Annotated in this window: 20 protein-coding genes; 7 read left to right on the top strand and 13 right to left on the bottom strand. The window is 67.1% G+C overall.

What is annotated here, in order from left to right; translation table 11 throughout:
* Positions 1–5 precede the first annotated feature (5 nt).
* A complete protein-coding gene (locus tag NL241_RS07780) occupies positions 6–1448 on the top strand; it encodes an aldehyde dehydrogenase family protein (RefSeq protein WP_494397226.1) in 1443 nt (480 codons plus the stop codon).
* Positions 1449–1602: 154 nt separating this feature from the next.
* On the opposite strand, the gene NL241_RS07775 is transcribed toward NL241_RS07780, so the two are convergent.
* The 11 genes from NL241_RS07775 to NL241_RS07725 form a co-directional block, all read right to left on the bottom strand.
* Positions 1603–1923: a hypothetical protein gene (locus NL241_RS07775; protein WP_494397225.1), complete on the bottom strand. Its 321-nt coding sequence runs from the start codon at positions 1921–1923 to the stop codon at positions 1603–1605.
* A gap of 343 nt (positions 1924–2266) precedes the next feature.
* Entirely contained in the window at positions 2267–3757 is a 1491-nt protein-coding gene (locus NL241_RS07770; RefSeq protein ID WP_494397224.1) for an APC family permease, read from the bottom strand.
* A 136-nt stretch (positions 3758–3893) separates the two neighbouring features.
* Complete coding sequence (locus NL241_RS07765) at positions 3894–6422, bottom strand: Ig-like domain-containing protein (RefSeq protein ID WP_494397223.1); 2529 nt, start codon at positions 6420–6422, stop codon at positions 3894–3896.
* A gap of 91 nt (positions 6423–6513) precedes the next feature.
* Complete coding sequence (locus tag NL241_RS07760; protein ID WP_494397222.1) at positions 6514–7536, bottom strand: hypothetical protein; 1023 nt, start codon at positions 7534–7536, stop codon at positions 6514–6516.
* Positions 7537–8003: 467 nt separating this feature from the next.
* Positions 8004–9245, bottom strand: a complete 1242-nt coding sequence (locus tag NL241_RS07755; protein WP_494397221.1) for a hypothetical protein — start codon at positions 9243–9245, stop codon at positions 8004–8006.
* A 362-nt stretch (positions 9246–9607) separates the two neighbouring features.
* Positions 9608–10696, bottom strand: a complete 1089-nt coding sequence (locus tag NL241_RS07750) for an ABC transporter ATP-binding protein (protein ID WP_494397220.1) — start codon at positions 10694–10696, stop codon at positions 9608–9610.
* A gap of 219 nt (positions 10697–10915) precedes the next feature.
* Positions 10916–11305: a 50S ribosomal protein L7/L12 gene (rplL, locus tag NL241_RS07745; RefSeq protein ID WP_487691462.1), complete on the bottom strand. Its 390-nt coding sequence runs from the start codon at positions 11303–11305 to the stop codon at positions 10916–10918.
* 58 nt (positions 11306–11363) lie between these two features.
* Positions 11364–11963, bottom strand: a complete 600-nt coding sequence (gene rplJ / locus NL241_RS07740; RefSeq protein ID WP_487691463.1) for a 50S ribosomal protein L10 — start codon at positions 11961–11963, stop codon at positions 11364–11366.
* A gap of 481 nt (positions 11964–12444) precedes the next feature.
* Positions 12445–13341 carry an ROK family protein gene (locus NL241_RS07735; protein WP_487691464.1) on the bottom strand — a complete coding sequence of 299 codons (897 nt, stop codon included), beginning with the start codon at positions 13339–13341 and terminating at the stop codon, positions 12445–12447.
* Positions 13341–13910: a DUF7158 domain-containing protein gene (locus tag NL241_RS07730; RefSeq protein WP_494397219.1), complete on the bottom strand. Its 570-nt coding sequence runs from the start codon at positions 13908–13910 to the stop codon at positions 13341–13343. The genes NL241_RS07735 and NL241_RS07730 overlap by 1 nt, the downstream gene beginning before the upstream one ends.
* A gap of 242 nt (positions 13911–14152) precedes the next feature.
* Positions 14153–14947, bottom strand: coding sequence for an endonuclease/exonuclease/phosphatase family protein (locus tag NL241_RS07725; protein WP_494397218.1), 795 nt, complete (start codon positions 14945–14947; stop codon positions 14153–14155).
* Positions 14948–14985: 38 nt separating this feature from the next.
* Between NL241_RS07725 and NL241_RS07720 the strand changes: the two genes are divergently transcribed.
* Complete coding sequence (locus tag NL241_RS07720; protein ID WP_487691467.1) at positions 14986–15537, top strand: hypothetical protein; 552 nt, start codon at positions 14986–14988, stop codon at positions 15535–15537.
* Here NL241_RS07720 and NL241_RS07715 read toward each other — a convergent pair.
* Entirely contained in the window at positions 15520–16476 is a 957-nt protein-coding gene (locus tag NL241_RS07715; RefSeq protein WP_487691468.1) for a helix-turn-helix transcriptional regulator, read from the bottom strand. The genes NL241_RS07720 and NL241_RS07715 overlap by 18 nt on opposite strands.
* Positions 16477–16537: 61 nt before the next feature.
* On the opposite strand from NL241_RS07715, the gene NL241_RS07710 reads away from it, so the two are divergent.
* The 3 genes from NL241_RS07710 to NL241_RS07700 are packed head-to-tail and all read left to right on the top strand — an operon-like array spanning position 16538 to position 18253.
* A complete protein-coding gene (locus NL241_RS07710) occupies positions 16538–17077 on the top strand; it encodes a DinB family protein (RefSeq protein WP_494397217.1) in 540 nt (179 codons plus the stop codon).
* A 9-nt stretch (positions 17078–17086) separates the two neighbouring features.
* Positions 17087–17644 (top strand): DinB family protein, encoded by a 558-nt coding sequence (locus NL241_RS07705; protein WP_494398265.1) that lies wholly within the window; start codon positions 17087–17089, stop codon positions 17642–17644.
* Between the two features lie 3 nt (positions 17645–17647).
* Positions 17648–18253, top strand: coding sequence for a DinB family protein (locus tag NL241_RS07700; protein WP_494397216.1), 606 nt, complete (start codon positions 17648–17650; stop codon positions 18251–18253).
* A gap of 324 nt (positions 18254–18577) precedes the next feature.
* On the opposite strand, the gene NL241_RS07695 is transcribed toward NL241_RS07700, so the two are convergent.
* Entirely contained in the window at positions 18578–19006 is a 429-nt protein-coding gene (locus tag NL241_RS07695; protein ID WP_487691472.1) for a hypothetical protein, read from the bottom strand.
* A 148-nt stretch (positions 19007–19154) separates the two neighbouring features.
* On the opposite strand from NL241_RS07695, the gene NL241_RS07690 reads away from it, so the two are divergent.
* Positions 19155–19613 carry a DUF5994 family protein gene (locus NL241_RS07690; protein WP_494398264.1) on the top strand — a complete coding sequence of 153 codons (459 nt, stop codon included), beginning with the start codon at positions 19155–19157 and terminating at the stop codon, positions 19611–19613.
* A gap of 53 nt (positions 19614–19666) precedes the next feature.
* Positions 19667–20683 (top strand): zinc-binding metallopeptidase family protein, encoded by a 1017-nt coding sequence (locus NL241_RS07685; RefSeq protein ID WP_487691473.1) that lies wholly within the window; start codon positions 19667–19669, stop codon positions 20681–20683.
* The last annotated feature ends 83 nt before the right edge of the window (positions 20684–20766 follow it).

Genomic DNA, 20766 nt, shown 5'->3' with positions numbered 1-20766 from the left:
CCACCATGTACACACCGCCGGACCAGCTCACCTGGATCAACGGCCTGGGCGAACAGTGTGCACTGCCCACCGAGACGATGCTGGCCGATCCCAACACCGGCCAGGACCTTCAGCGGCTGGAGGCTTCGTCCTTCGAGCAGCTGGACCGGGCCATCGCCGTGGCCGAGGGTGTTCACCGGGACGGCTGGTGGCGCACCGGCGGGGTGGTGGCGCGGGCCGGCGCGCTGGAACGTTTCGCCGACGCCCTGGCCCAACGATGCGAGAACATCGCGGTTCTCGATGCGGTGAACACCGGCGTGCCGGTGAGCGTGACGCGGATGTTCAGCGCCTCCTTGGCCGGCACTGTTCGGCAGGCGGCCGCACTGGCGGTCGAACTCGGTGATGAAGTCGCTCTGCCCGCGCAGCAGGGTCCGGTGCGGCTGCGCCGGGTGGCTTGGGGCCCAACGGCGTTGATCATTCCGTGGAATGCGCCGTCGGCGATCATGGTGAAGAAGATGGCGTTCGCTCTGGCGGCGGGCGCACCCGTGATCGTGAAGCCGTCGCCGTTCGCGCCGTGGAGCGCGCAGGTGGTCGCCGAGGCCGCAGCCGCGGCGCTGCCGCCCGGTGTAGTGGGTGTGGTGCTCGGTGACGGCGAACTGGGGGCCCGGTTGTGCGCCGACCCCCGCATCAAGGCGATCTCGATGACGGGTTCGACGAACACGGGCAGGGCGATCGCACGGGCAGCCGCGGACAATCTCACCCGGTTGCGCCTCGAGCTGGGGTCCACCAATCCGGTGGTGGTGTGCGCGGATGCCGATCTGGCCTTCGCCGCGCAGAGTCTCCGCGACGGCATGGTCAAGCTGAACGGGCAGTGGTGCGAGGCGCCCAGGTCGGTGTTCGTTGATCAGTCCGTGCACGACGATCTCGTCGAAGCTCTGTCGGCACTGGTGTCCCAGATGTCGGTGGGCTCCAGTCTGGACGAGGCGACGGCAGTCGGCCCGATGGCTTACCGTGCTCGCCGTACCGAGCTGGAACGTCAACGCGCGCAACTTGTCACATCGGGGCGCCGCGTCGTCGCCACGGTCGGGGTGCCCCCGTCCGGCGCCTTCTTCGGCCCGACAATCCTCGACGGGGCCGGCGCGGACCTCGGCGAAGAGGTGTTCGGCCCGATGCTGGTGGTGGAATCGTGCCCGTCCGAGCGCGAGGCGGTGGCACGGGCCAATCAGGTCGCCGGTGGTCTGGCTGCCTACGTGTTCAGCCGCGACGTCGACCGCGGCCTGGCACTCACCGGCGCTCTGTACGGCGGTGAGTGCAAGCTCAACGGCACCAGTGTGTTGGACATGTCCGAGGAGTCCGCCCAGAGCTTTTTCGGGCTCAGCGGCATCGGCGGCCACGGCGACCGCGACGTCCTGCAGTTCTATTCCGGGAAACAAGTGGCGGGCGTCGACCTCGTGGGCCCGCCGCTGTAGCGCACCGTCGCCGGGCACACTCCGGGCGCAGCTTTTACAGCCTCTGCGCACCTCGCCGCCCGCCTTACACCAGAAAAACTGCACACCTCGCCGCCCGCCTTGCAGCGACAAACCAGCGACTGCGACCCGACACGGCCGGTCTCCCCGGATATCGCTAGGCGGCGTGCCCGCCTCCACGCGACAGTTCAGCGACTCGACGCCTGAGATCCAGGACGCGCTGATCGATGCGATGCTCCGTGCTGCGCGGCATGAGGCCCTTGACATAGACGCCTCGTGCAGATCGAAAGACTCTGCCGCGCTGCACCTCCCACCGCAACGCGTCGGATACTCTTTTCGATGCAGGGTCGCCCACGTCGAAACCCTGCACGGCCAGTGAGTCCACGAGTTCCTCCACCGTCGCCTGTGTGTTGTCGAAGAGGTACGTGGTCAGCAGATAACGTAGCTCGATGCCGCGGACCGGCAGTAAATTGCTCATGGCCGACCATGGCATGGCCCTCCGACAGACGGTGCCCGTCGCTGAATCGTCGCTCCAAGCCGGGCACCGCAACAACACAAATCCCCAGGGACTGACGTGACAACTGAGACTACGGCACCCGTGTCGACGCCGCTCGTATCCGTCAAGACCGTTTGAGGACTCGTCGAGACACCTACGTACCCGCCAGGGCCATGCGAGCACTCGTCGAGACATCCACCCCGTCAGGACCATTCACCCACCCGCCCGCCTGGCAGCGACGTCCCAGCGACACCCCCGTCGCTGAATCGTCGCTCCAAGCCGGGCATTCCAAGAACACTGGGCACCGTACGACAACCCAATGCACTCAGCCGGTCGAGGTGGCCGAACTCCGGTCAGAATCCTCTGCGCTCAGGTCGAGCGCCCGGGTGATCGCCCGATAAGTCTCGGGCCGGCGCGATCTCAGGACCAGCGCCTGCACCATGCCGCCGATGCCCACCACCACGATCATGACCAGCAGTGCGACGCTGAGGATTCCGAATGTCGGTGTGCCGGAGTCGTCGACGTCACCGACCAGCAGGGGGAAGTTGGCGGCGATCAGCACGGCTGACAGCGTGAGGGCGATCGCCGCCACCACCGTGCACACGTAGGTCCCCGGTCCAACCACGCCCCGCCGGTGCACCAGGAAGTAGCGCATCACGGCCACCGAGGTGGTCACCATCAGGACCACGATGATCAGGGTGCCCACCCCGGCGAACCACGCGAACAACAGCGCGGCGGGGGTTCCCGACAGGGCGCCGATCACGATGAGCAGTCCGGCCACCGCCGCCTGGACCGTCGAGGCGATGCTGGGTCCGCCGTGCCGCGGGTGCAGTGCTGCAAGCTGTTTGGGCAGCAGCCCGCTGGAGGACATGGACTTCAGATACCGCGCCACCACCGTGTTGAGCCCCAGCACACAGGCGAACATGCTGCCCAGGAGCAGGACGGTGACCAGCACCGAGCCCACCGGCCCCAGGTAGTCCTCAGCGGTGCGCGACAGCAGCAGAGCGGGTTGCTCGGCCGCGACATCGATCACCGAATTGGTACCCCAGGCCATCACGATCGCCCAGGAACCGAAGGCGTAGAACAGCCCGATGATCATGGCCGCCGCCATGGTGGCGCGACGGATGGTCTGGTCGGGGTTCTTGGCCTCGCTGCGGAACACCACGGTGGACTCGAAACCGATGAAACCCGCCAGTGCGAACATCAGCCCCAATGCGGGTGAGCCGCTGAGGATCTCGGCCGGAGTGAAGGGAGCCAAGGACAACCCGTCGGCGCCGCCCCGGGCGATCACCGCGACGGCCAGCGCCACCACGATGGCCATCTCCGCGATCAGCACCACGCCGAGCACCCGGGAACTGAACTCGATCCGACGGTAACTCAGCAGACCGACCGCCACGACGGCAGCCAGGGAGAACAGCCACCACGGCAGACTCGGCCCGCCGACGCTCGCCAGTGCCGCGCTGACAGCGTCACCGAGGTAGGTGAAGACGGCGAATTGCACGGCGGAGTAACACATGACCGCCAGCCAGGCCGCACCCGTGCCCGCGGCGGCACTCAATCCGTGGGCGATGAAGCCGAAGAACGACGAGGTGTGGGGCACTTCGCGACTCATCTTGATCATGCCGACCGCGAAGAGCAGCAGGATCGCGGCGGACACCACGAACATCGCCGGAAAGCCGATTCCGTTGCCGAGCAGCAGGCCCACCGGCACGGCGCCGCCCATGACGGTCAGGGGCGCAGCGGCGGCCACAACAAGCAGGGTGATCGCGGGCGTTCCGAGCGCGGCCCGCGTGGGAATGTGTGTGATGGCGACCACCTCCAGGTCTAAGGGTATGAAATATATACCTGTAGGCCAGGCCTGTCACCCTTGGATTCTGACGATGCGCCACGGTGCGGTCAGTGGACCAAGCCCTCGAGGTCCCTGCACCGCACGGAAACGGTCCCGCAACTCCCTACGTCAGTGCCACGTGCAGCGGAACATTCACCGTGCCCAATCCGACCGCCGTCGCCCGCCCCAACTGCACCGACTCCCCCGCCGTCGGGTACACACCGTCGTCCGTTCCCGCGAACATGTCCGTGATCCAGCCGGCGGCGATCCGCTGCACCGCGGTGGGGTTTCCCGGCTGGGAGAACCCGCACGCCAGGCTGCTCAGCAGATCGGTACTGACGCCTTCAGCGTCGACGTGAGTTCCCGCGGCCAGGCGGACACCGACGAACTCGCCCGGCCGCTGCGTCTCCAGAACCGTTGTGCCCGAGCCGAAGTTGTTGCACAGGCAGGGTTCCGCGGCGATCTGGTACACCGGCACACCGTCCAGGTTCTGCAACCCTTCGGCCATGTCGCCGTCGCGGTCCACGGCGTCGAGCAGGACGATGCCCTTCAGATAGGGGTCGTCGCCGAGCAGGCCACCGGCCGCGGTCACCAGATTGCCCCCGGCCGAATGCCCGGCCAGCACGTAGTCCTGCGGCAACTCTCCGGCGTATCCGGCGGCAGCAGCGCTGGCGTTCAGCGCTGCGCGATCGGCGAACAAGGCGGCCACCGCCTCCTGGGTCTGCGATCCGTTGATCCAATACGGGTCAGAGCCTAGGAAATTCGACGACAAACTGGGTGCCACGACCACGGTGTTGGTCTGGCGCGCCAGAGCGGCGGCCAGGGCGCTGACGTTGCCGCTGCTGCGGAAGAAGCCGTGCTGCAGGTAGATGACGCCGGTGGGCTCGCCCTCGGGGAAGTACCAGTCGGCGTTCACCGAGACGCCGTCGGCGAGGTCGAGATTGGAGTGGCCGACGCGCACACCTGCCGGCTCTTCCCCGCCGCGGTCGAACAGTAGTCGCATCGCCACATTGGTGACCGTCTTGAGCAGCAACTCGAACTGGTTCAGTTCGCCGGGCGCGCCCAGAACCGACACCGTCACGTGGTCCACCACCAGCTCTTGGCCGGGAGTTCCGTACACGCCCAGCTGTTCGCCGGTGAAGAGGTCGTTGATCCAGCCGGCCGCCACCGTACCGACCGCCTGGGTGTGCCCGGGCGGTGAGATCTGCGTGACCAGCTGCACCGCGATGTCGAACAGCGGGTTGACCCCCAGCATGGCGTCAGCGTGCGATCCACCGACGAGCACCACCCCGTTGAACCGGTCCGGTCGCGCCGCCAGCAGTTGATCGGTGCCGCGGTCGAAGGCATTCCACAACTGCGACGGCGCCGCGATCTGATACACCGGGATGTCGCCCAGCTTGGCCAGCGCGTCGGGCAAGGCCTCGTTGAGTGCCACCCCGTCCAGCATCACCACTCCGGCGAGGTGTTGGGCGGCCCCGTTGTCGACGGTGTATCCGGCGACGGTGGCCGCAAAGCCCCCGCCCGCCGAGTGCCCGGCAAGGACGAACTCCTGCGGCAGGGTTCCGGTGTAGCCAGCCGCGGCCGCGCTGGCGGCCAGGACGGTGCGGTCACCGGTGAACAGGTCGGCGACGGCCTTCTGCAGCGGCCGCCCGTTGAGCCAATAGTTGTCGGGCATCAGGAAATTCGACGTGAAACTGGGTGAGACGACGATGCTGTTGGTCTGCTCGGCCAGTGTGGTGGCCAGCGCCGGATAGAACGCCTTGTCGAGCAGGAAGCCGTGCTGTAGCCAGATGATGCCGTTGGGCGGCTCGTCGCTGGTCGGGAAGTACCAGTCGGCCGGCGCGACGAGGCTGCCGTCACCGCGCGGGATGTCGACACTGGAGTGCCCGACCGTCACGCCGACTTTCCGGGCAATGGGTGCGCTGGCCAGGTTGACGCTCACCACGATCACCCGCACACCGCCGGCCAGTCCGTCGTCGACACCGACGGCGAACGAATCCGCCTGCTCGCCTGTGCTTCCCGGGGTGTAGGTGAACTCTCCGCTCACGGAGTCGACGTTGACGGTACCGGCGTCGGGCTGCCGCACCACGGTGTAGGTCAGTGCATCGCCTTCGCGGTCGGTACCGGTGATGACGCCCGTGGCGGTCTGCTCGGTCGGATCGGGAACGTCGACGACGTCCGCCTCCGGCGCGGTGTTGCGCCACAGCCCGACATCGCGCAGCACCCGCAGCACCATCTGCGACGGGGTGCGTTCGGGTTCTTCGGTGCGTTCGGTTTCGCGCACTGTTGCGCCGAATCGGCGCGCTGGTTCATCGGACTTGACCCGCTTCGTCGAGACCGACGTTCGGGTGTCGTCGTCTCGGGACTTTTCCGCCGAATCGTCCGTGGGGTCAGGAGACGGAGTGTCCTCGCGCTCGGCGGTGCGCGCCGCCCTGCGCTCGGCGCGCTCGCTCGAATAGGACTGCCGCTCCGTCGCCTTCGACGGCCGATCGGTGGATTCCGAGGTGGATTCCGAGGCGGATTCCGAGGTGGATTCCGAGCCGGAGTCCGCAGTGGTATCGGCAGCCGCCACTCCAGCCCCACCGAACAGACCGACGCCGGCCGCCACCGCCCCCGCGCACAACCACCACCGCACCCGCCCGACCGAGTTCACCCGACGACGGTAACCACTACCGCTGGTCCGGCGGGTCTTTTTGCGTTGACTCGGCGTCACACGTCGGCCCGGTGAGCGCAGAGCCAAGGCGTTACCCCAGCCTCACCACGGGCGCCGTGCCGACTTGGACCGTGACGCCCTGGGCGGGGTAGATACCCGTCCTCCCGGGGCTGTCGGGTCCCAGACCCGCGAACATATCGAAGACGTAGCCGGCGGCGATGCTCTGCAGCGCAGCCGGGTAGCCGGACCGGGGGAACCCGCACGCCAGCTTCCCGATCAGGTCACCGCTGCTGCCCTCGGCGTCGATGTGTTCGCCACGGACCATCCGCACCCCGACGAACTGACCGCGCCGAACTTGGAGCAAAGCCTTTGTCCCGGAGTCGGATCCGTTGCATGGACAGGGGTCGGCGGAGATCGTGTACACCGGCACCGCACTGGGTATCTTGCTCAGCCCGGTCACCATATCGGTGTTGTAGTTGAATGCATCGAGCAGCAGAACTCCCTTGAGACCGGTATTCGCCGCCGCCGCGCCACCGGCCAGGCTCACCAGATTCCCGCCCGCCGAGTGCCCGGCCAGCACGAATTTCGAGGGCAAGGGCCGCGTGTAGCCGGCCGCTGCCGCGCTGGCGGTGAGCGCGGCGATGTTGGCGCCGAACAACGCAGCGATGGCCCCGGGGGTCGCGGTACCCCTGATCCAGTACGGATTGCTGGAGGAACTCGAAATCAAGGGCGCCACCACAAGACTGCCGGTCTGGCTGGCCACAGCCTCGGCCAGGGCGCTGATGTCCACGTTGTCGCGTGTGTATCCGTGCTGCAGGAAGACGACGCCGGCAGGGTTGGTCACCGCCGGGATGAACCAGTCGGCATCGACCGTGACGTTGGTGGCCAGCTTGAGGGACGAGTCCCTGACCGTCACCGACACGGGTGCGGGCAGTGCAGCCGCGGACACCACCTGGGCCGCCAGGGTTTCGGCCGGAGGTGGCGCCACCGCCGGCTCCCAGGCCGGCACGCTCTCGCGCGACACATGCGCAGTGCGTGCGCGCAGCGGTGCGGCGGGCACCTTGTCCGACGGAGTGACGACCCGGACGGTCTCCCGCACCGGGACCTCGCGCATGCGCTCCGTTCCTGCGATCGGATCCAGGGCTGGTTGGCGGCGGGTGGGTTCCGAGCCGAACCGTCGCGTTTTCTCCGACGGCTCCTCCCGGGTGCTTACTGCGTCGGATTTGGCGCGCTTCGATGAATTCGTTCGATCTTGTTCAGCGGCAGCTGGTTTCGTCGACTGATCCCGTGAGGTATCGGAACTTTCCGAGGACTGCGACGTAGCCGACGCAGGACTGGTTTCGGTGTCGGCGGACGCCAGGCCCCCGCCGACGAACATTGCCGCCCCGATGCTGGCCGCACCCGCACTCGCGGTCAGCCACAAGGGCATTCGCTCGACTGTGATCATTCACAACGGTAGGCCCGTCGCGGTTGCCCGCATGGTTTCTCCGCAGAAAGATCTCCGCAAATTTGAATTATTGGTGTCACGTATTCAACTGCGGGACAACATATTTGCACAATTCCCCAGGGCACGCCGGGCACTCACCCCAGTCCGACGACCGCCGCGCCGCCCACCGTGACCGACTGCCCCGTGGAGGGATAAAACCCGGAGCCCTTGCCGATACCGGCCTCGTCGAACATGTCGACCACCCAGCCCGCCGCAATGCTCTGCAGTGCAGCGGCGTCGCGCGCTTTGGAGAATCCACCGGTGAGGCCGCCCAGCAGATCGCTGCTGGCGCCCTCGGCGTCGACGTGGCTTCCGCCGGCAATGCGCACCCCGACGAACTCCTCCGGCCGCGATCGGACCAGCAGCGCTGTGGTGGAGCCGAATCCGTTGATCAGGCGGGGCTCGGCGGCGATCTGGTAGACCGGCACGCCGGCGCCCAGTCTGCTCAGACCGGTGGCCATGTCACTGCCGTTGTTCACCGCGTCCAGCAGCAGGATGCCCTTCAGGGTGGCGCTCGACCCGATGATCCCGCCCGCGGCGGTCACCAGGTTACCCCCGAAGGAATGCCCGGCCAGCACGAAGTTCGTCGGCAGGCTGCCTCCGGTGTACCCGGCCGCGACAGCGCTTGTTGTGAGGGCCGTTCGGTCCGTGCCGAAGAGTCCCGCGACGGCGCTGAATGTGCGCGGTGCGGTGATGCGATACGAATTGAAGGCGTTGGTCGACACCGAGGGCGCGACCACGATGCTGTTGGTATCGCGGGCCAGCGCGTTCGCCAACGCCTCCATGTTGTTGTTGGTGCGGAAGTTGCCGTGGTTGAGGTAGACGATGCCCCTGGGTTCCGTGCCGGCGGTCGGGAAATACCAATCGGCGTTGACGTTCACGCCCGCGGTCAGCCGAAGATCGGAAGTGCCGACCGTGACGGCGGGCGCGGCCACGGCGACGGGAGCACCGCCTGTGGCGCGTGCGAACCGTTCCTCATCACGCGCGCTGACCGACGCGCGCGCACGCCTGTCGTCTTCGGCAGCCGGCGCGAGCTGGACGAGGACCGTCCTCTCGGCCGTACGCCGGGGCGCCATCGCAGCCGACCGCTCGGTGGTGTCGTCGTCGGCGCGGGTCGGTCTCGTCTCGCGCTTCGGCGCGGAATCACGCGCCGAGGTTCGGGGTCGGTCGGCACGAGGCGTATCGGAGCGTTCCGATGAGGTCGACGAGGACGAACTCGTGCCAGTATCCGATTTTCTGGTCTCGGCGCTCGCCGCGCCGGCTCCGAACGTCAACGCCAGGCCCACCCCGCCGGACACGACCGCGGCGGTCAGCCACCATTTGCCATTCCAGTTCACCAGGCGACCAAATCACGGTCGGCGACGGATAGCCAGCTACTTGACTCATTAATTAAAAGATCAAGTAGCCAACTTCGTCACAGCCGAAAAGCGCCTGCGTCTTCGTTATTCGGCCAGTTCACGGGTGCCCGGTTCGCCATGGGCACCGATGTACGTCGGCAACATCAGCTAACTGAACCGGGAGCAATGACTTTGAAGAAGGTAACCAAAGTGTCGGCGCGCTGCGGGTGTGCGGTGTTGCTGGGCGCGTCCATCGGAGCGGCCCTGTTGCCGCAACTCTGGGGTGCTACACAACGAAAACCGCCGACCGCGGGAAGTGAGTGCGGTCGGCGGCGTCGCCGTGACAAAAGCGGAGTTGCTGTCTACGCCTCGCGCTGCGCGGGGATCGCTCCGGTGGGAGCGTCTTCCTCGTGCACGCGCTGCGGCGCCGTGCTGGGCTCGTCGTAGCCCGGCTCGTGAGCCTTGTACTTGTGGGTGCCTTCGAGATCGTCGCGGATGGCTTCCTGCGCAGCCGGCGGCAGGGTGTGCAGGATCCCGCGGACGCGTTCCTGACGGCGCCGCACCGCATCCCGGAACGGCATCCCCGGCGTCGGGGTGACCTGCGGCGGCACACCTTCGATTTCCTCGACACCACCGTCGTGGTGACCGGCCTCGATCTGCGCGGCCTCTTCGGCCATCGTCGCTTCGTCCTTCTCCTCGGACATGCCGATCGGACCGATGCGACGACCGTTGAGGAACTGCTTGACCACCGGCTCGTCCGAGGTCAGCAGCACCTCACGGGGACCGAACATCACCAGGTGCTTGCGGAACAGCATGCCGATGTTGTCCGGCACGGTCCGGGCGATGTTGATGTTGTGCGTGACGATCAGGATGGTGGCGTCGATCTGGGCGTTGATGTCGATCAGCAGCTGCGACAGGTAGGCCGTACGCACCGGGTCCAGACCGGAGTCGGGCTCGTCGCAGAGGATGATCTGCGGGTCCAGCACCAGCGAGCGGGCCAGGCCGGCACGCTTGCGCATACCGCCGGAGATCTCGCCGGGGAACTTGTTCTCGTCACCGCCGAGGCCCACCAGGTCCAGCTTCTCCATCACGATCTGACGGATTTCGCTTTCCTTCTTCTTGGTGTGCTCGCGCAGCGGGAAGGCGGTGTTGTCGTAGAGGTTCATCGACCCGAACAGCGCGCCGTCCTGGAACATGACGCCGAACAGGGTGCGGATCTCGTAGAGCTCTTTGGCCGAGCACTCGATGATGTTGGTGCCGTCGACGATGATCTTGCCGCGCTCGGGACGCAGCAGACCGATCAGCGACTTCAAGAACACCGACTTACCGGTACCGGAGGGGCCCAGGAGCACGCTGACCTCACCCGGGGGCAGGTCGAAGGTCACGTCTTCCCAGATTCGCTGGGAACCGAAGGACTTGGTCAGTCCCTCGACCTGGATACCAATGCCCACGCGAAATCCTTCCGACTGTTCATCACCCCGGCCACCAGCACCCCGCCTGTGGCTTGAGTCACTGTAGCGCACGCCGTAACGGCCTACGCCCTTTGTGTCATTACCTTTATTGACGCAGTTGACGGGCTTGCCGTCGGTGAACCCCGGCGTCGAAGTCACCCTAGACGACAAACCGCCCGGGATCGCGAGGATCCCGGGCGGCTGTTGCAGAGCGTGGAACTACTTGACGGTCACCGAAGCGCCGGCAGCCTCGAGCTTGGCCTTGGCGTCCTCGGCGGCTTCCTTGTTGACCTTCTCGAGCAGCGGCTTGGGGGCGCTGTCGACCAGATCCTTGGCCTCCTTGAGGCCCAGGCCGGAGACGATCTCGCGGACGACCTTGATGACGCCGATCTTCTTGTCGCCGGCACCCTCGAGGATGACGTCGAACTCGGACTGCTCTTCAGCAGCCTCGGCGGGGGCGCCACCGACGGGGCCGGCAGCGGCGACGGCCACGGGGGCAGCCGCGGTGACGTCGAAGGTCTCCTCGAACGCCTTGACGAACTCCGAGAGCTCGAGCAGGGTCAGTTCCTTGAAGGCGTCGAGCAGTTCTTCGGTGCTGAGCTTGGCCATGGTGTGGTCCTTTCCTGATTCCTTGACCGGGTTGTCGATCGAGATGTGGTTCTTGGGGTTATTCGGTTGTCTCGGCAGGAGCCTCGGCGGACTCCTCCGCGGCGGGAGCCTCGTCGGCTGCCGGCGCCGCGGGGGCACCTTCGGCCTCGGTCCGCTTGTCCTGCAACGCCTGAGCCAGGCGGGCGACCTGCGACAGAGGCGCCTGGAACAGCGCCGCGGCCTGGCTGGTCTTCGCCTTCATCGCGCCGGCCATCTTGGCCAGCAGGACCTCGCGCGACTCCAGGTCGGCGATGGCCTGGACCTGCTCGACGGACAGCGGAGCGCCGTCCATGTAGCCGCCCTTGATGACCAGCGCCTTGTGGTCCTTTGCGAAGGCCTTCAGTGCCTTGGCCGCCTCGACCGGCTCGCCCTGGATGAAGGCGATGGCGGTCGGACCGGCGAAGAGCTCGTCGAGACCCTCGACACCTGCTTCTGCCGCGGCACGCTTGACCAGCGTGTTCTTTGCGACAGAGTAGGTGGCCCCAGCGCCGAGCGAGCGACGCAGTTGGGCCAGGTTGGCCACCGTCAGACCGCGGAACTCGGTGACGACGGTGGCAGTCGAGGCCTTGAACTGCTCGGTGATCTCTGCAACGGCGGTGGCCTTGTCAGCCTTGGCCATGCATGCCTCCTCGGTGTGTCTAGCTGCTTACGTTCTGCCACCGAGGCCTGAAACGACGAACGCCCCGACGCAGGATGCGGCCGGGGCGTGAATAATCCAGGTTTTGACGCTGGTACCTCGTCCTCCTGCGTGGGCCGCCGGGATGTTCCCGGACCTTCAACCGATTGCTCGGTGACCGACGGTCTTCGGTGGATCGTCGACCAGAGTAGCGTGCCGGTGCCCGATCAGCCAAAACGGCGCGACAAGCGCGGTCCCTGACCCTCCATAACCCGCCCCGGGTGCTATCGCGAACTGCAGCTGAGGGCTGCTTGCCGACACCCCGCACCACTCATGCGCAACCATCAGCTACATCGACAGGCCTTGTTTCCGCCAAACCAGCCACCCCGCCGCAGCACATGGCCGCAACAGCGATCACAAACACAAGAACTGACCACCCACAGCTGCGTTTCGCCGTAGTCCCGCAGCAGAGACATGACAGCACCTAAGACCGCAGCAGCGCCGCCGCACCCACCAGCCCGGCGTCAGCGCCCAGCACAGCGGGCACCACCTGCATCCCGGCCAGAAAGTCGAGCCGGGCATAACTGGCCACCGCTTCGCGCAGCGGGTCGAACAGAACGGGGCCCGCGTCGGCCACGCCCCCGCCGATCACCGCCAGATCGAGATCACACACCGCGCCCACCGAGGCGATCATCGCCCCCAGCGCGTCGGCCGCTCGTTGGAACGCACGCAGTGCCACCCCCTCACCGATGCGAGCCGCCTCGGCCAGCTCTCGGGCTCCGGCCGAAGGCGGTGCATCCCAACCCAGTTCACGCGCCCACTGCGCCATCCGGGGTCCGCCCGCTATCGCTTCGACGCAGCCCCGCGCGCCGCATGAGCACAGCGGCCCACCGGGTTCGACGACAACGTGCCCGACGTGTCCGGCGTTGCCGGTGCGGCCGAAGTACGGCTTCCCGTCGAGCACCAGCCCGCCGCCCACCCCGGTGGAGATCACCATGCCCAGCACGAATGACGCCCCGCGGCCGGCGCCGCGCCAATGCTCGCCGAGCGTCATGCACACGCCGTCACCCGCCAGCCGAACGGGCTTGCCGGGAAGCGCAGCGGCCACGCGGTCGCGCAGCGGGAACTTCGACCATGCCGGGATGTTGATGGGGCTGACGGTTCCCGAGGGCAGATCGACGGGCCCGGCCGCGGCGATGCCCACCCCGGCGACATCGCTGTGCGCCGCGATCAACCCAGCGACCACGGCCCACACCGCTTCGGGATCACTGCTGCGCGGGGTGGGCTCGGTGCGTGCGGACACCAGGTTGCCGTCGTCGTCGACGAGGCCGGCGGCGATCTTGGTTCCGCCGATGTCGAGGGCGAGCGTCAGGTCGGCCATCAGCGGCGACGGGCGCGGTGGTAGCCGGGGTTGGAATGAGCCAGTTCGGCGCTGCGGGTCTCGAGCCACTGCCGGAAGGCGCGGCGGCGTGCGGAGCCGCGCAGATGGGCCGCGATGGCCGGGCGGACGGCGTCCAGGGACGGCGTGCCACCCCGCAGGAGCGCCACCGTCGACGCGAACCGCCGGGGGTTGCGCTCGTGGTAGGCAGCGACTTCCATCTCGCTGACGTCGACGTCCTCGGTGACGTACCAGAACACCGCCCGCGCCATCGGGTCGGCCAGCGCCGCGGCGGCCAGGCTGCCGATTTCGAACCGGGCGGTGCCGTCGGGCAGCACGTCGGCCAGCGACGGGGCGTGGTCGACGGTGACGCCCAACCGGGCCGCTTCGGAGCGCAGCACCCGTTCAGTGATGATCAGTTGACTTAGCCAGCTCCGAAGCTGACGCCATTGCGCCGTCCCTACCAGCGGTAATGCCGCTCCGGGCGTGCAGGCACGGAACTGCGCCTCGCGCGCGTCGACGTCCTCGATCGATATCGGGACGGCGACCGTGTGCTGAATTGGCCGTGCCATGGCTTCAAGCTTGTCGGCGCGGTCGGCCAAAGCCATCGCCTGTTCACCGATCGTGCCCAAGAGTTCATTGGGCTGTGACCAGGATCCGGCCTCGCATGACAGGCCCCGCGCCCCCTGCTGTGCCACAGTGGAGTCATTGTGAGAAACCGAATCATCACCCGAAATCACAGTGGTGCGCGTGACCTACTGTCGTTGGGATTCGAGGCACACCGCAGCGCGCTGCTGTTGAAATTGCGGTGGCATCACTCGCGAGAGTCGAGGCGCGAGACCGTATCCGCGAACACGTCGACCACCAGTGGCCGGTGGTCGGAGACGGACAGCAGGGGCGCCGAGGACTGACCGGCCTGCAGTGTCGGGTCGTCGGTGAGGATGTGGTCCAGCTGGCGGGTCGGCGCCTGCGCGGGGAAGGTGTTGGCCACCGCCAGCGGCCGGAACCGTGACGTGCGCGCCACCGCGGGCGGCGTCATGTTCAGATCGCCCATCAGCACGCGCGGCCCCGGGAAGCCCCGCACGTCGCGGACCAGGTGGCGCAGCTGCGCGCGGTTCCAGGCCGGCACGAACGACAGGTGGGTGTTGGCCACCGTCAGCGGCCCGATCGGGGTTTCGAAACGCGCCACCATCGCCGCCCGGGGTTCTTCGTTGACCACCAGCACTTTTCCGGGCTCGTGCAGGTACATCGGGAAGCGGAACGGGATGCGCGGCAGTCGCAGCACCTGCCAGTTCACCGCGGGGTACCGCGACAGCAGCGCGATGCCGTAGGCCGCCGTTCCGGGCTGCTCGGTGCCGGTGGCGGCCATCCACGTCGCACCCGGTGTGCCGGAGATCGCCGCGACGAACCGGTGACTCACCGCGCCCATGGCCTCGGCGGCCACCGCCGTCAGGTCGGCCATCGACGAGCGGGTTTGCGCCAGGTCCACCTCTTGCAGGGCCAGGATGTCGGCGTCGAGCTCTTTGATGCTGTCGACCAGCCGGTCCAGCTCCACCGCGCCGTCGTGCACGCTTCTTCCGTGCAGGATGTTGAATGTCGCGATCCGCATGGGGTATTAGGTACCCACCCAAGACCGAGGAGCACCATATGCTCGAACGCAATGACGACCTGCGCGATGCGCTCAAACGCGCCGCGTCGGCCTTCAAGGCGCACGGGCCGGACTTCGCCCTGGCCGGAAGCTATGCACTGTGGGTGCACGGCGGCCCGGAACCGGTGCACGACGTCGACTTCGTGGTGGCCGAGCAGGACGTCGAGACCGCGGCTCTCACCTTGGAGAAGGTGGGGTTCAACATCGAACGCACCCCTGAAGACTGGTTGTTCAAGGCCTGCGTCAAGGACGACTTCGTGATCGACGTGCTGCACCGGCTCAACGGTGTGGAGGTCACCGCCGACACCATCGCCCAGGCCGAGGAGCTCGATGTCCTGGCCATCAGGATGCCGGTGATCCCGCCCACCCAGGTGGTCACCGAGAAACTGTTGTCCCTCAACGAACATCACTGCGACTTCGCCAAGTTCCTGCCCAGTGTGCGCGCCGTCCGCGAGGCCGTCGACTGGGATTACGTCCGTGCCACCACCGCCGGGCACCCGTTCGCCGAGACGTTCCTGTTCCTCACCGACAAGCTAGCCATCACCAGCTGAGGCGCTGAGCCGCCGCGCCATGGTGCGCGCTCCTTCGATCACCTCCGGCGGCCCCAGGATCTCGAAGTCCTCGCCGACCATCGCCAGGAACAGCGTGATCTTCTCGGGGTCGTCGCCCCCGGCCGTCACCAGGCAGGCGTCGGGCCCGTCGGCTTCGACGGTTGCCGAGGCCGGTGAGAAATGTTGTTCCACAACCTCTTTCGAGCAGAAGAAGCGCACCTGCGCGACGTACGGGTACGGGTTGCTGCTGATCGCCCGGCTGACGTAGGTGGCGGCGTCCGGCGCCTCCCGCGGGGTGAACGTGGTACCGCGGGCGCGCACCTCAGCCATCCGGTCCAGCCGCAGTGTGCGCCAGTCCTGCCGATCGCGGTCCCAGGCCAGCAGGTACCACCGCCGGCCGGTGGTCACCAGCTGGTAGGGCTCGAGCCGTCGCTGGGTCTGGTTGCCGCGGATGTCGGTGTAGGTGGCGTCTACGTGTTCGTGGTCGCGGCAGGCGCGGGCCAGCGCCATCAGTGCGTCCGGCTCGACCGGGGTGTCGGTTCCGGAGGTCAGCGTCACCGTCGTCTCGTGCACGGCCGACACCTGTGATCGCAGCCGGGCCGGCATCACCTGATCCAGCTTGGACAGGGCCCGCAACGCCGACTCCCCCACACCGGCGACACTGCCCCCGGCCGCCAAGCGCAGGCAGACGGCCATCGCCACGGCCTCGTCGGGGTCCAGCAGCAGCGGCGGCAGCGCGGCCCCGGCGCCCAGCTGATAACCGCCGCCGTGTCCGGTGCTGGCGTGCACGGGATAGCCGAGTTCGCGCAACCGGTCGATATCACGGCGCACGCTACGGCCGGTGACCCCGAGCCGTTCGGCCAGCTCCTCGCCCGTCCACACTCGGCGGGCCTGCAGCAGGCCGAGCAGTTGCAGCACGCGACCGGTTGTTTCGGACATGCCAAGAGTCTGCCGCACTTCTAGGACCGAAACTGTCCTAAATGCCTGCGACGCTGTAGTCATGACAGCCCGAAGCCTCACCGATGAACTGGTGTTCCAACTGGACCTCCACTGGCAGAACGCGCTGCGGCCCCGCCTGGACGGTCTGACCGACGACGAGTATTTCTTCGAGCCGGTGCCTGACTGCTGGACGTTGCGACGCAACGCCGCCCGAATGGTTCCAGACTTCTCGTATCCGCCGCCGCGGCCCGAGCCGTTCACCACCATCGCGTGGCGGATGGCGCATCTGATCGTCGGTGTGCTCGCCGCGCGCACGCACAGTCACTTCGGCGGTCCGCCGGCCGACTATTACAGCTGGGAGTACGCCCTCGACGCCGACACCGCGCTGCGCCAGTTCGACGACGCCTACCGCGGCTGGATCGACGGGGTGCGCAACCTCGACGACGACGGCCTGGCCCGCCCCGTCGGTGCGGCCGAAGGCGAGTGGGCGGCCGAACCCATGACCACGCTGATCCTGCACATCAACCGCGAGGTGATCCATCACGGAGCTGAGATCGCTTGTATCCGTGATCTTTACGCTCACATGACGAAGGAGTCTTGATCCATGACCATGCCCGCACCGGTGGCCGATGAGCGTGCCGGCCTGCGTGAGTACCTCACGGCGCAGCATCAGGCCTTCCGGATCGTCACCGTCGGCCTCACCGATGAGCAGGCCCGCTCCACCCCGTCGGCCAGCGCCCTGTCCCTCGGCGGTCTGCTCAAACACCTCACCCAGGTCCAGCGCGGCTGGATGGCGCGGGTGTCCACGGCACCCGAACTCACCGTCGCCGACCGGCGTCCCGTCGACGAACAGGGTGCCGAGTTCCACCAGGGTTTCGCCATGACTGATGACGACACGCTCGCCGAGCTGCTGTCCGCCTTCGACGACAGCTGCGCCGAGGCCGTCCGGCTGGTGGAGACCGCTGACCTGGACATCACCGTGCCGGTACCGCCGGACGTTCCGTGGTTCCCCCAGGACGGATCCAGCTGGACGGTCCGCTACGCATTCTTCAAACTCATCGAAGAGCTGACCCGGCATGCCGGACATGCCGACATCATCCGCGAAACCATCGACGGCGCAACCCTTTACGAATTAGTGTCCGCTTATCACACCTCGAAGGAGAACTGACCCATGGCCGCCATGCCCCCACCCATCGCCGACGAACGCGCCGGGCTGCTGGAGTACCTCAAGGCCCAGCACTACGCCTTCCACGCCATCGCCTTCGGCCTCACTGATGAGCAAGCCCGGCAGAAGCCGACGGTCAGCGCCCTGTCCATCGGCGCGATCATCAAGCACGTCACCAGTTGCCAGCGCGGCTGGATGCAACGGGCGGCGTCGGCTCCGGAGCTGGCGCCGGCGGACACGCGGTCCATGGAAGAGCAGTCCGCTGAGTACGAGAGCCAGTTCGTCATGCGTGACGACGAGACGTTGGCCGGGATACTCGCCGACTTCGACGCCGGCAACGAGGAGGCGTTGCGGTTGATTCAGACCGTCGATCTGGGCGCGGCGGTGCCCATTCCCCACGACGTGCCGTGGTTCCCGAAGGACGTCGCAGCGTGGTCGGTGCGGTGGGTGCTGTTCCACATGATCGAGGAGCTGGCGCGCCATGCCGGTCAAGCCGACATCATCCGCGAAAGCATCGATGGCGCAACGCTGTACGAGCTGCTGGCCGGGCTCGAAGACTGGGAGCCGACACCGTGGCTGACGCCGTGGGGCAAGGAGCCGGTGAGCGGCTGAGCACCGCATCCCGACTTGCCCGCGTCTGTGCGACAACCCCGGATCTGTCGCACCGTAGTCGCACAGACGCGGGCAATTCGACCATCGCCCCAGCCGGGTGCGGTACGGGGTAACCCGCCCCGGGGGAACGCGAATTCGCCCGCCGACATGGGAACGCCGGCAATACGCCCCGGGAGCCGACCCGACTCGACGAGTTCTTCCACGGAAACGACCCCGTGGTCGTAGATGTGAGTAACCAGTAGGTAGCGCAGGTCGGTGCAGCGCAACGGTACGAGCGGGTCCATCTCCAGACCATGGCACCCGTCACCGACAAAGCCGGCGAGGTCAGTGGCAGGCCGACCTGGTGGCCATCATCTCGAGGTAGGCGGAGGTCATCTCCGTCATGTCGAACCCGATGTCAAGGTCGGCCCTCGGGTGCACTCCGCCGGGGGCCGACTCCAGGACAGCTTCCCGGTGCTCACGGGGCACGGCGTCGGCCCGGCACTCGATGAGCGCTGCGCGCACCTCGGGCGCCAGGTCCTGCCACCAATCGTCGAGCCGGTGCCTTTCGTCCTCGAGCAGGTTTGCTTCGGCGCTGCGCAGCAGCCACCGCCGCGGGTACTGCACGGTCTCGTCGTGACGGGCCGAATCGACATGGGGACGGATTTCTTCGGCTACCCCGTCGGGGAGATACCCGTGCGGGTCCGCCAACAGGGCAGCTTGCTGACCGAGATCGAGCCGGTGGAACCATGACAGTGTTCGATCTCTACGCATACATCCAGGCTACGCATGAGCGCTCATTCGCTTGCCGGCCGTGATTCAGCGTAGGCTGGACTTGTCGGCGGTACTTCGCACACGGTCCATTCGAGCCGTGTCATCGCTGATCACCGGCCATCTGGTGGCCGCAGATAGGAGCGTCACCATGACGCCACAACAGACACGCAGCGACACCCAAGACCATGCCGCACCCGAACGCCGACCGCGGTTACGGCTGAAACCAAAAGCCCCACAAAGCGGTTTCGTCGACGGCGCATGGTGGCCTCATACCGATGACCTGGCCGCGGAACTGCCGGACCTGCTGTCGGTTCTGTCGGTTCGCCTGGGCCGTATCAGTCGAGTGTTGTACAACCTGGACACCTGGCCTCCGGTGCCCAAGAAGATGGTTTTCGACGGGAACGTCGTGCGGCTCGGTGGATATCACCGGCAGCCGCTGAACACCGTCGAAGCTCTCGGGCTTCATGGTGGCCGAATCGTTCTACTGGTGGTACCGCCGAACACCGACGCGGGCGACGCCCACAACACCATGATGGCCGCCGCGCAGCCCGAGGACAGGACCACCACCGAAGGACTGCTCGCAGTCAAGTCGCCGGTTCCTGCCTGACCCGTCGCATCGGCGCAGCCACCTCAACCGCTCAACCCGAACGGAGCTCGCCGATGCGCGACTTCATCTGTCCGCGCTGCGGCCAGCACCTGGCTTTCGAGAACTCGCTGTGCCTGTCCTGCGGCAGTCGCCTGGCCTTCTCCCTCGAGCAGCGCACGATGGTGGTGATCGCCGACGCTGGTCCGTCCGCCGCCAGCTGCGCGAACGTCGACGTCGCCGGATGCAACTGGCTGGTTCACACCGTCGGCGGCGTCACTCCACTCTGCGCGTCCTGCCGGTTGACTCGCACCCGGCCCAGCGATTCCGATCCGGCGGGCATGGTGCAGTTCGCGACCGCGGAACGCGCCAAACGACGCCTGATCGCCGAACTGGCCGAGCTGAAACTGCCGATCGTCAGCCGCCAGGAGGACCCCGACTTCGGGCTGGCCTTCGACCTGCTGTCCAGCACCCATGAGCAGGTGCTCACGGGACACGAAAATGGTGTCATCACATTGGATCTGGCGGAGGTCGACGACGCCTACCGCGAGCAGCTGCGCATCACGATGGACGAGCCGTATCGCACCTTGCTGGGCCATTTCCGGCACGAGACGGGTCACTACTACTTCCACCGCCTGGTCGGAGCATCGGCGTCACAGTCCGCGCGGTTCCGTGAGCTGTTCGGCGATCCGGACGCCGACTACCAAGCCGCACTCGATCGTCACTACACCGGGGACACAGTGCAGGCATGGCGGGACAATTATGTCTCGGCCTACGCCGCCATGCACCCGGCCGAGGACTGGGCCGAAACCTTCGCCCATTACCTGCACATCCGCGAAACCCTGGACACCGCGGCGGCATTCGGGTTGGCGCCGGCCAATGCCACGTTCGATCACAAACCGTTGGGCGCCAGCGCTTTCGACACGATCATCGGCATGTGGCTACCGCTGGCATGGTCGCTGAACATGGTGAACCGCTCGATGGGCCGCGACGACCTCTACCCGTTCGTGCTGCCCACCCCGGTGTTGCAGAAGATGCGATTCATCCACACCGCCATCGAGGAATTGTCCCGCGCCGTCGACCACGCCGCCTGAACTCGCACCGGCAGGGGTTGGACGCCGACAAGGAGGGGTACTAATCACCACCACCATCAGCACAGCCCCGGGGGCCCACATGG

The organism is Mycolicibacterium sp. SMGY-1XX (assembly GCF_059132455.1).
This window is presented reverse-complemented; position numbering and strand designations above follow the sequence as displayed.

What these genes read in the sequence shown, in the direction of transcription:
- NL241_RS07700 (WP_494397216.1), top strand. Translation starts at nt 17,648, where the DNA reads ATGGCCGCCATGCCCCCACCCATCGCCGACGAACGCGCCGGGCTGCTG.
- NL241_RS07720 (WP_487691467.1), top strand. Translation starts at nt 14,986, where the DNA reads ATGCTCGAACGCAATGACGACCTGCGCGATGCGCTCAAACGCGCCGCG.
- NL241_RS07725 (WP_494397218.1), bottom strand. Translation starts at nt 14,947, where the DNA reads ATGCGGATCGCGACATTCAACATCCTGCACGGAAGAAGCGTGCACGAC.
- NL241_RS07735 (WP_487691464.1), bottom strand. Translation starts at nt 13,341, where the DNA reads ATGGCCGACCTGACGCTCGCCCTCGACATCGGCGGAACCAAGATCGCC.
- NL241_RS07780 (WP_494397226.1), top strand. Translation starts at nt 6, where the DNA reads ATGTACACACCGCCGGACCAGCTCACCTGGATCAACGGCCTGGGCGAA.
- NL241_RS07730 (WP_494397219.1), bottom strand. Translation starts at nt 13,910, where the DNA reads ATGGCACGGCCAATTCAGCACACGGTCGCCGTCCCGATATCGATCGAG.
- NL241_RS07690 (WP_494398264.1), top strand. Translation starts at nt 19,155, where the DNA reads ATGACGCCACAACAGACACGCAGCGACACCCAAGACCATGCCGCACCC.
- rplL (WP_487691462.1), bottom strand. Translation starts at nt 11,305, where the DNA reads ATGGCCAAGCTCAGCACCGAAGAACTGCTCGACGCCTTCAAGGAACTG.
- NL241_RS07775 (WP_494397225.1), bottom strand. Translation starts at nt 1,923, where the DNA reads ATGAGCAATTTACTGCCGGTCCGCGGCATCGAGCTACGTTATCTGCTG.
- NL241_RS07695 (WP_487691472.1), bottom strand. Translation starts at nt 19,006, where the DNA reads ATGCGTAGAGATCGAACACTGTCATGGTTCCACCGGCTCGATCTCGGT.
- NL241_RS07760 (WP_494397222.1), bottom strand. Translation starts at nt 7,536, where the DNA reads ATGCGCGAGGTCCCGGTGCGGGAGACCGTCCGGGTCGTCACTCCGTCG.
- NL241_RS07710 (WP_494397217.1), top strand. Translation starts at nt 16,538, where the DNA reads ATGACAGCCCGAAGCCTCACCGATGAACTGGTGTTCCAACTGGACCTC.
- NL241_RS07685 (WP_487691473.1), top strand. Translation starts at nt 19,667, where the DNA reads ATGCGCGACTTCATCTGTCCGCGCTGCGGCCAGCACCTGGCTTTCGAG.
- NL241_RS07715 (WP_487691468.1), bottom strand. Translation starts at nt 16,476, where the DNA reads ATGTCCGAAACAACCGGTCGCGTGCTGCAACTGCTCGGCCTGCTGCAG.
- NL241_RS07705 (WP_494398265.1), top strand. Translation starts at nt 17,087, where the DNA reads ATGCCCGCACCGGTGGCCGATGAGCGTGCCGGCCTGCGTGAGTACCTC.
- rplJ (WP_487691463.1), bottom strand. Translation starts at nt 11,963, where the DNA reads ATGGCCAAGGCTGACAAGGCCACCGCCGTTGCAGAGATCACCGAGCAG.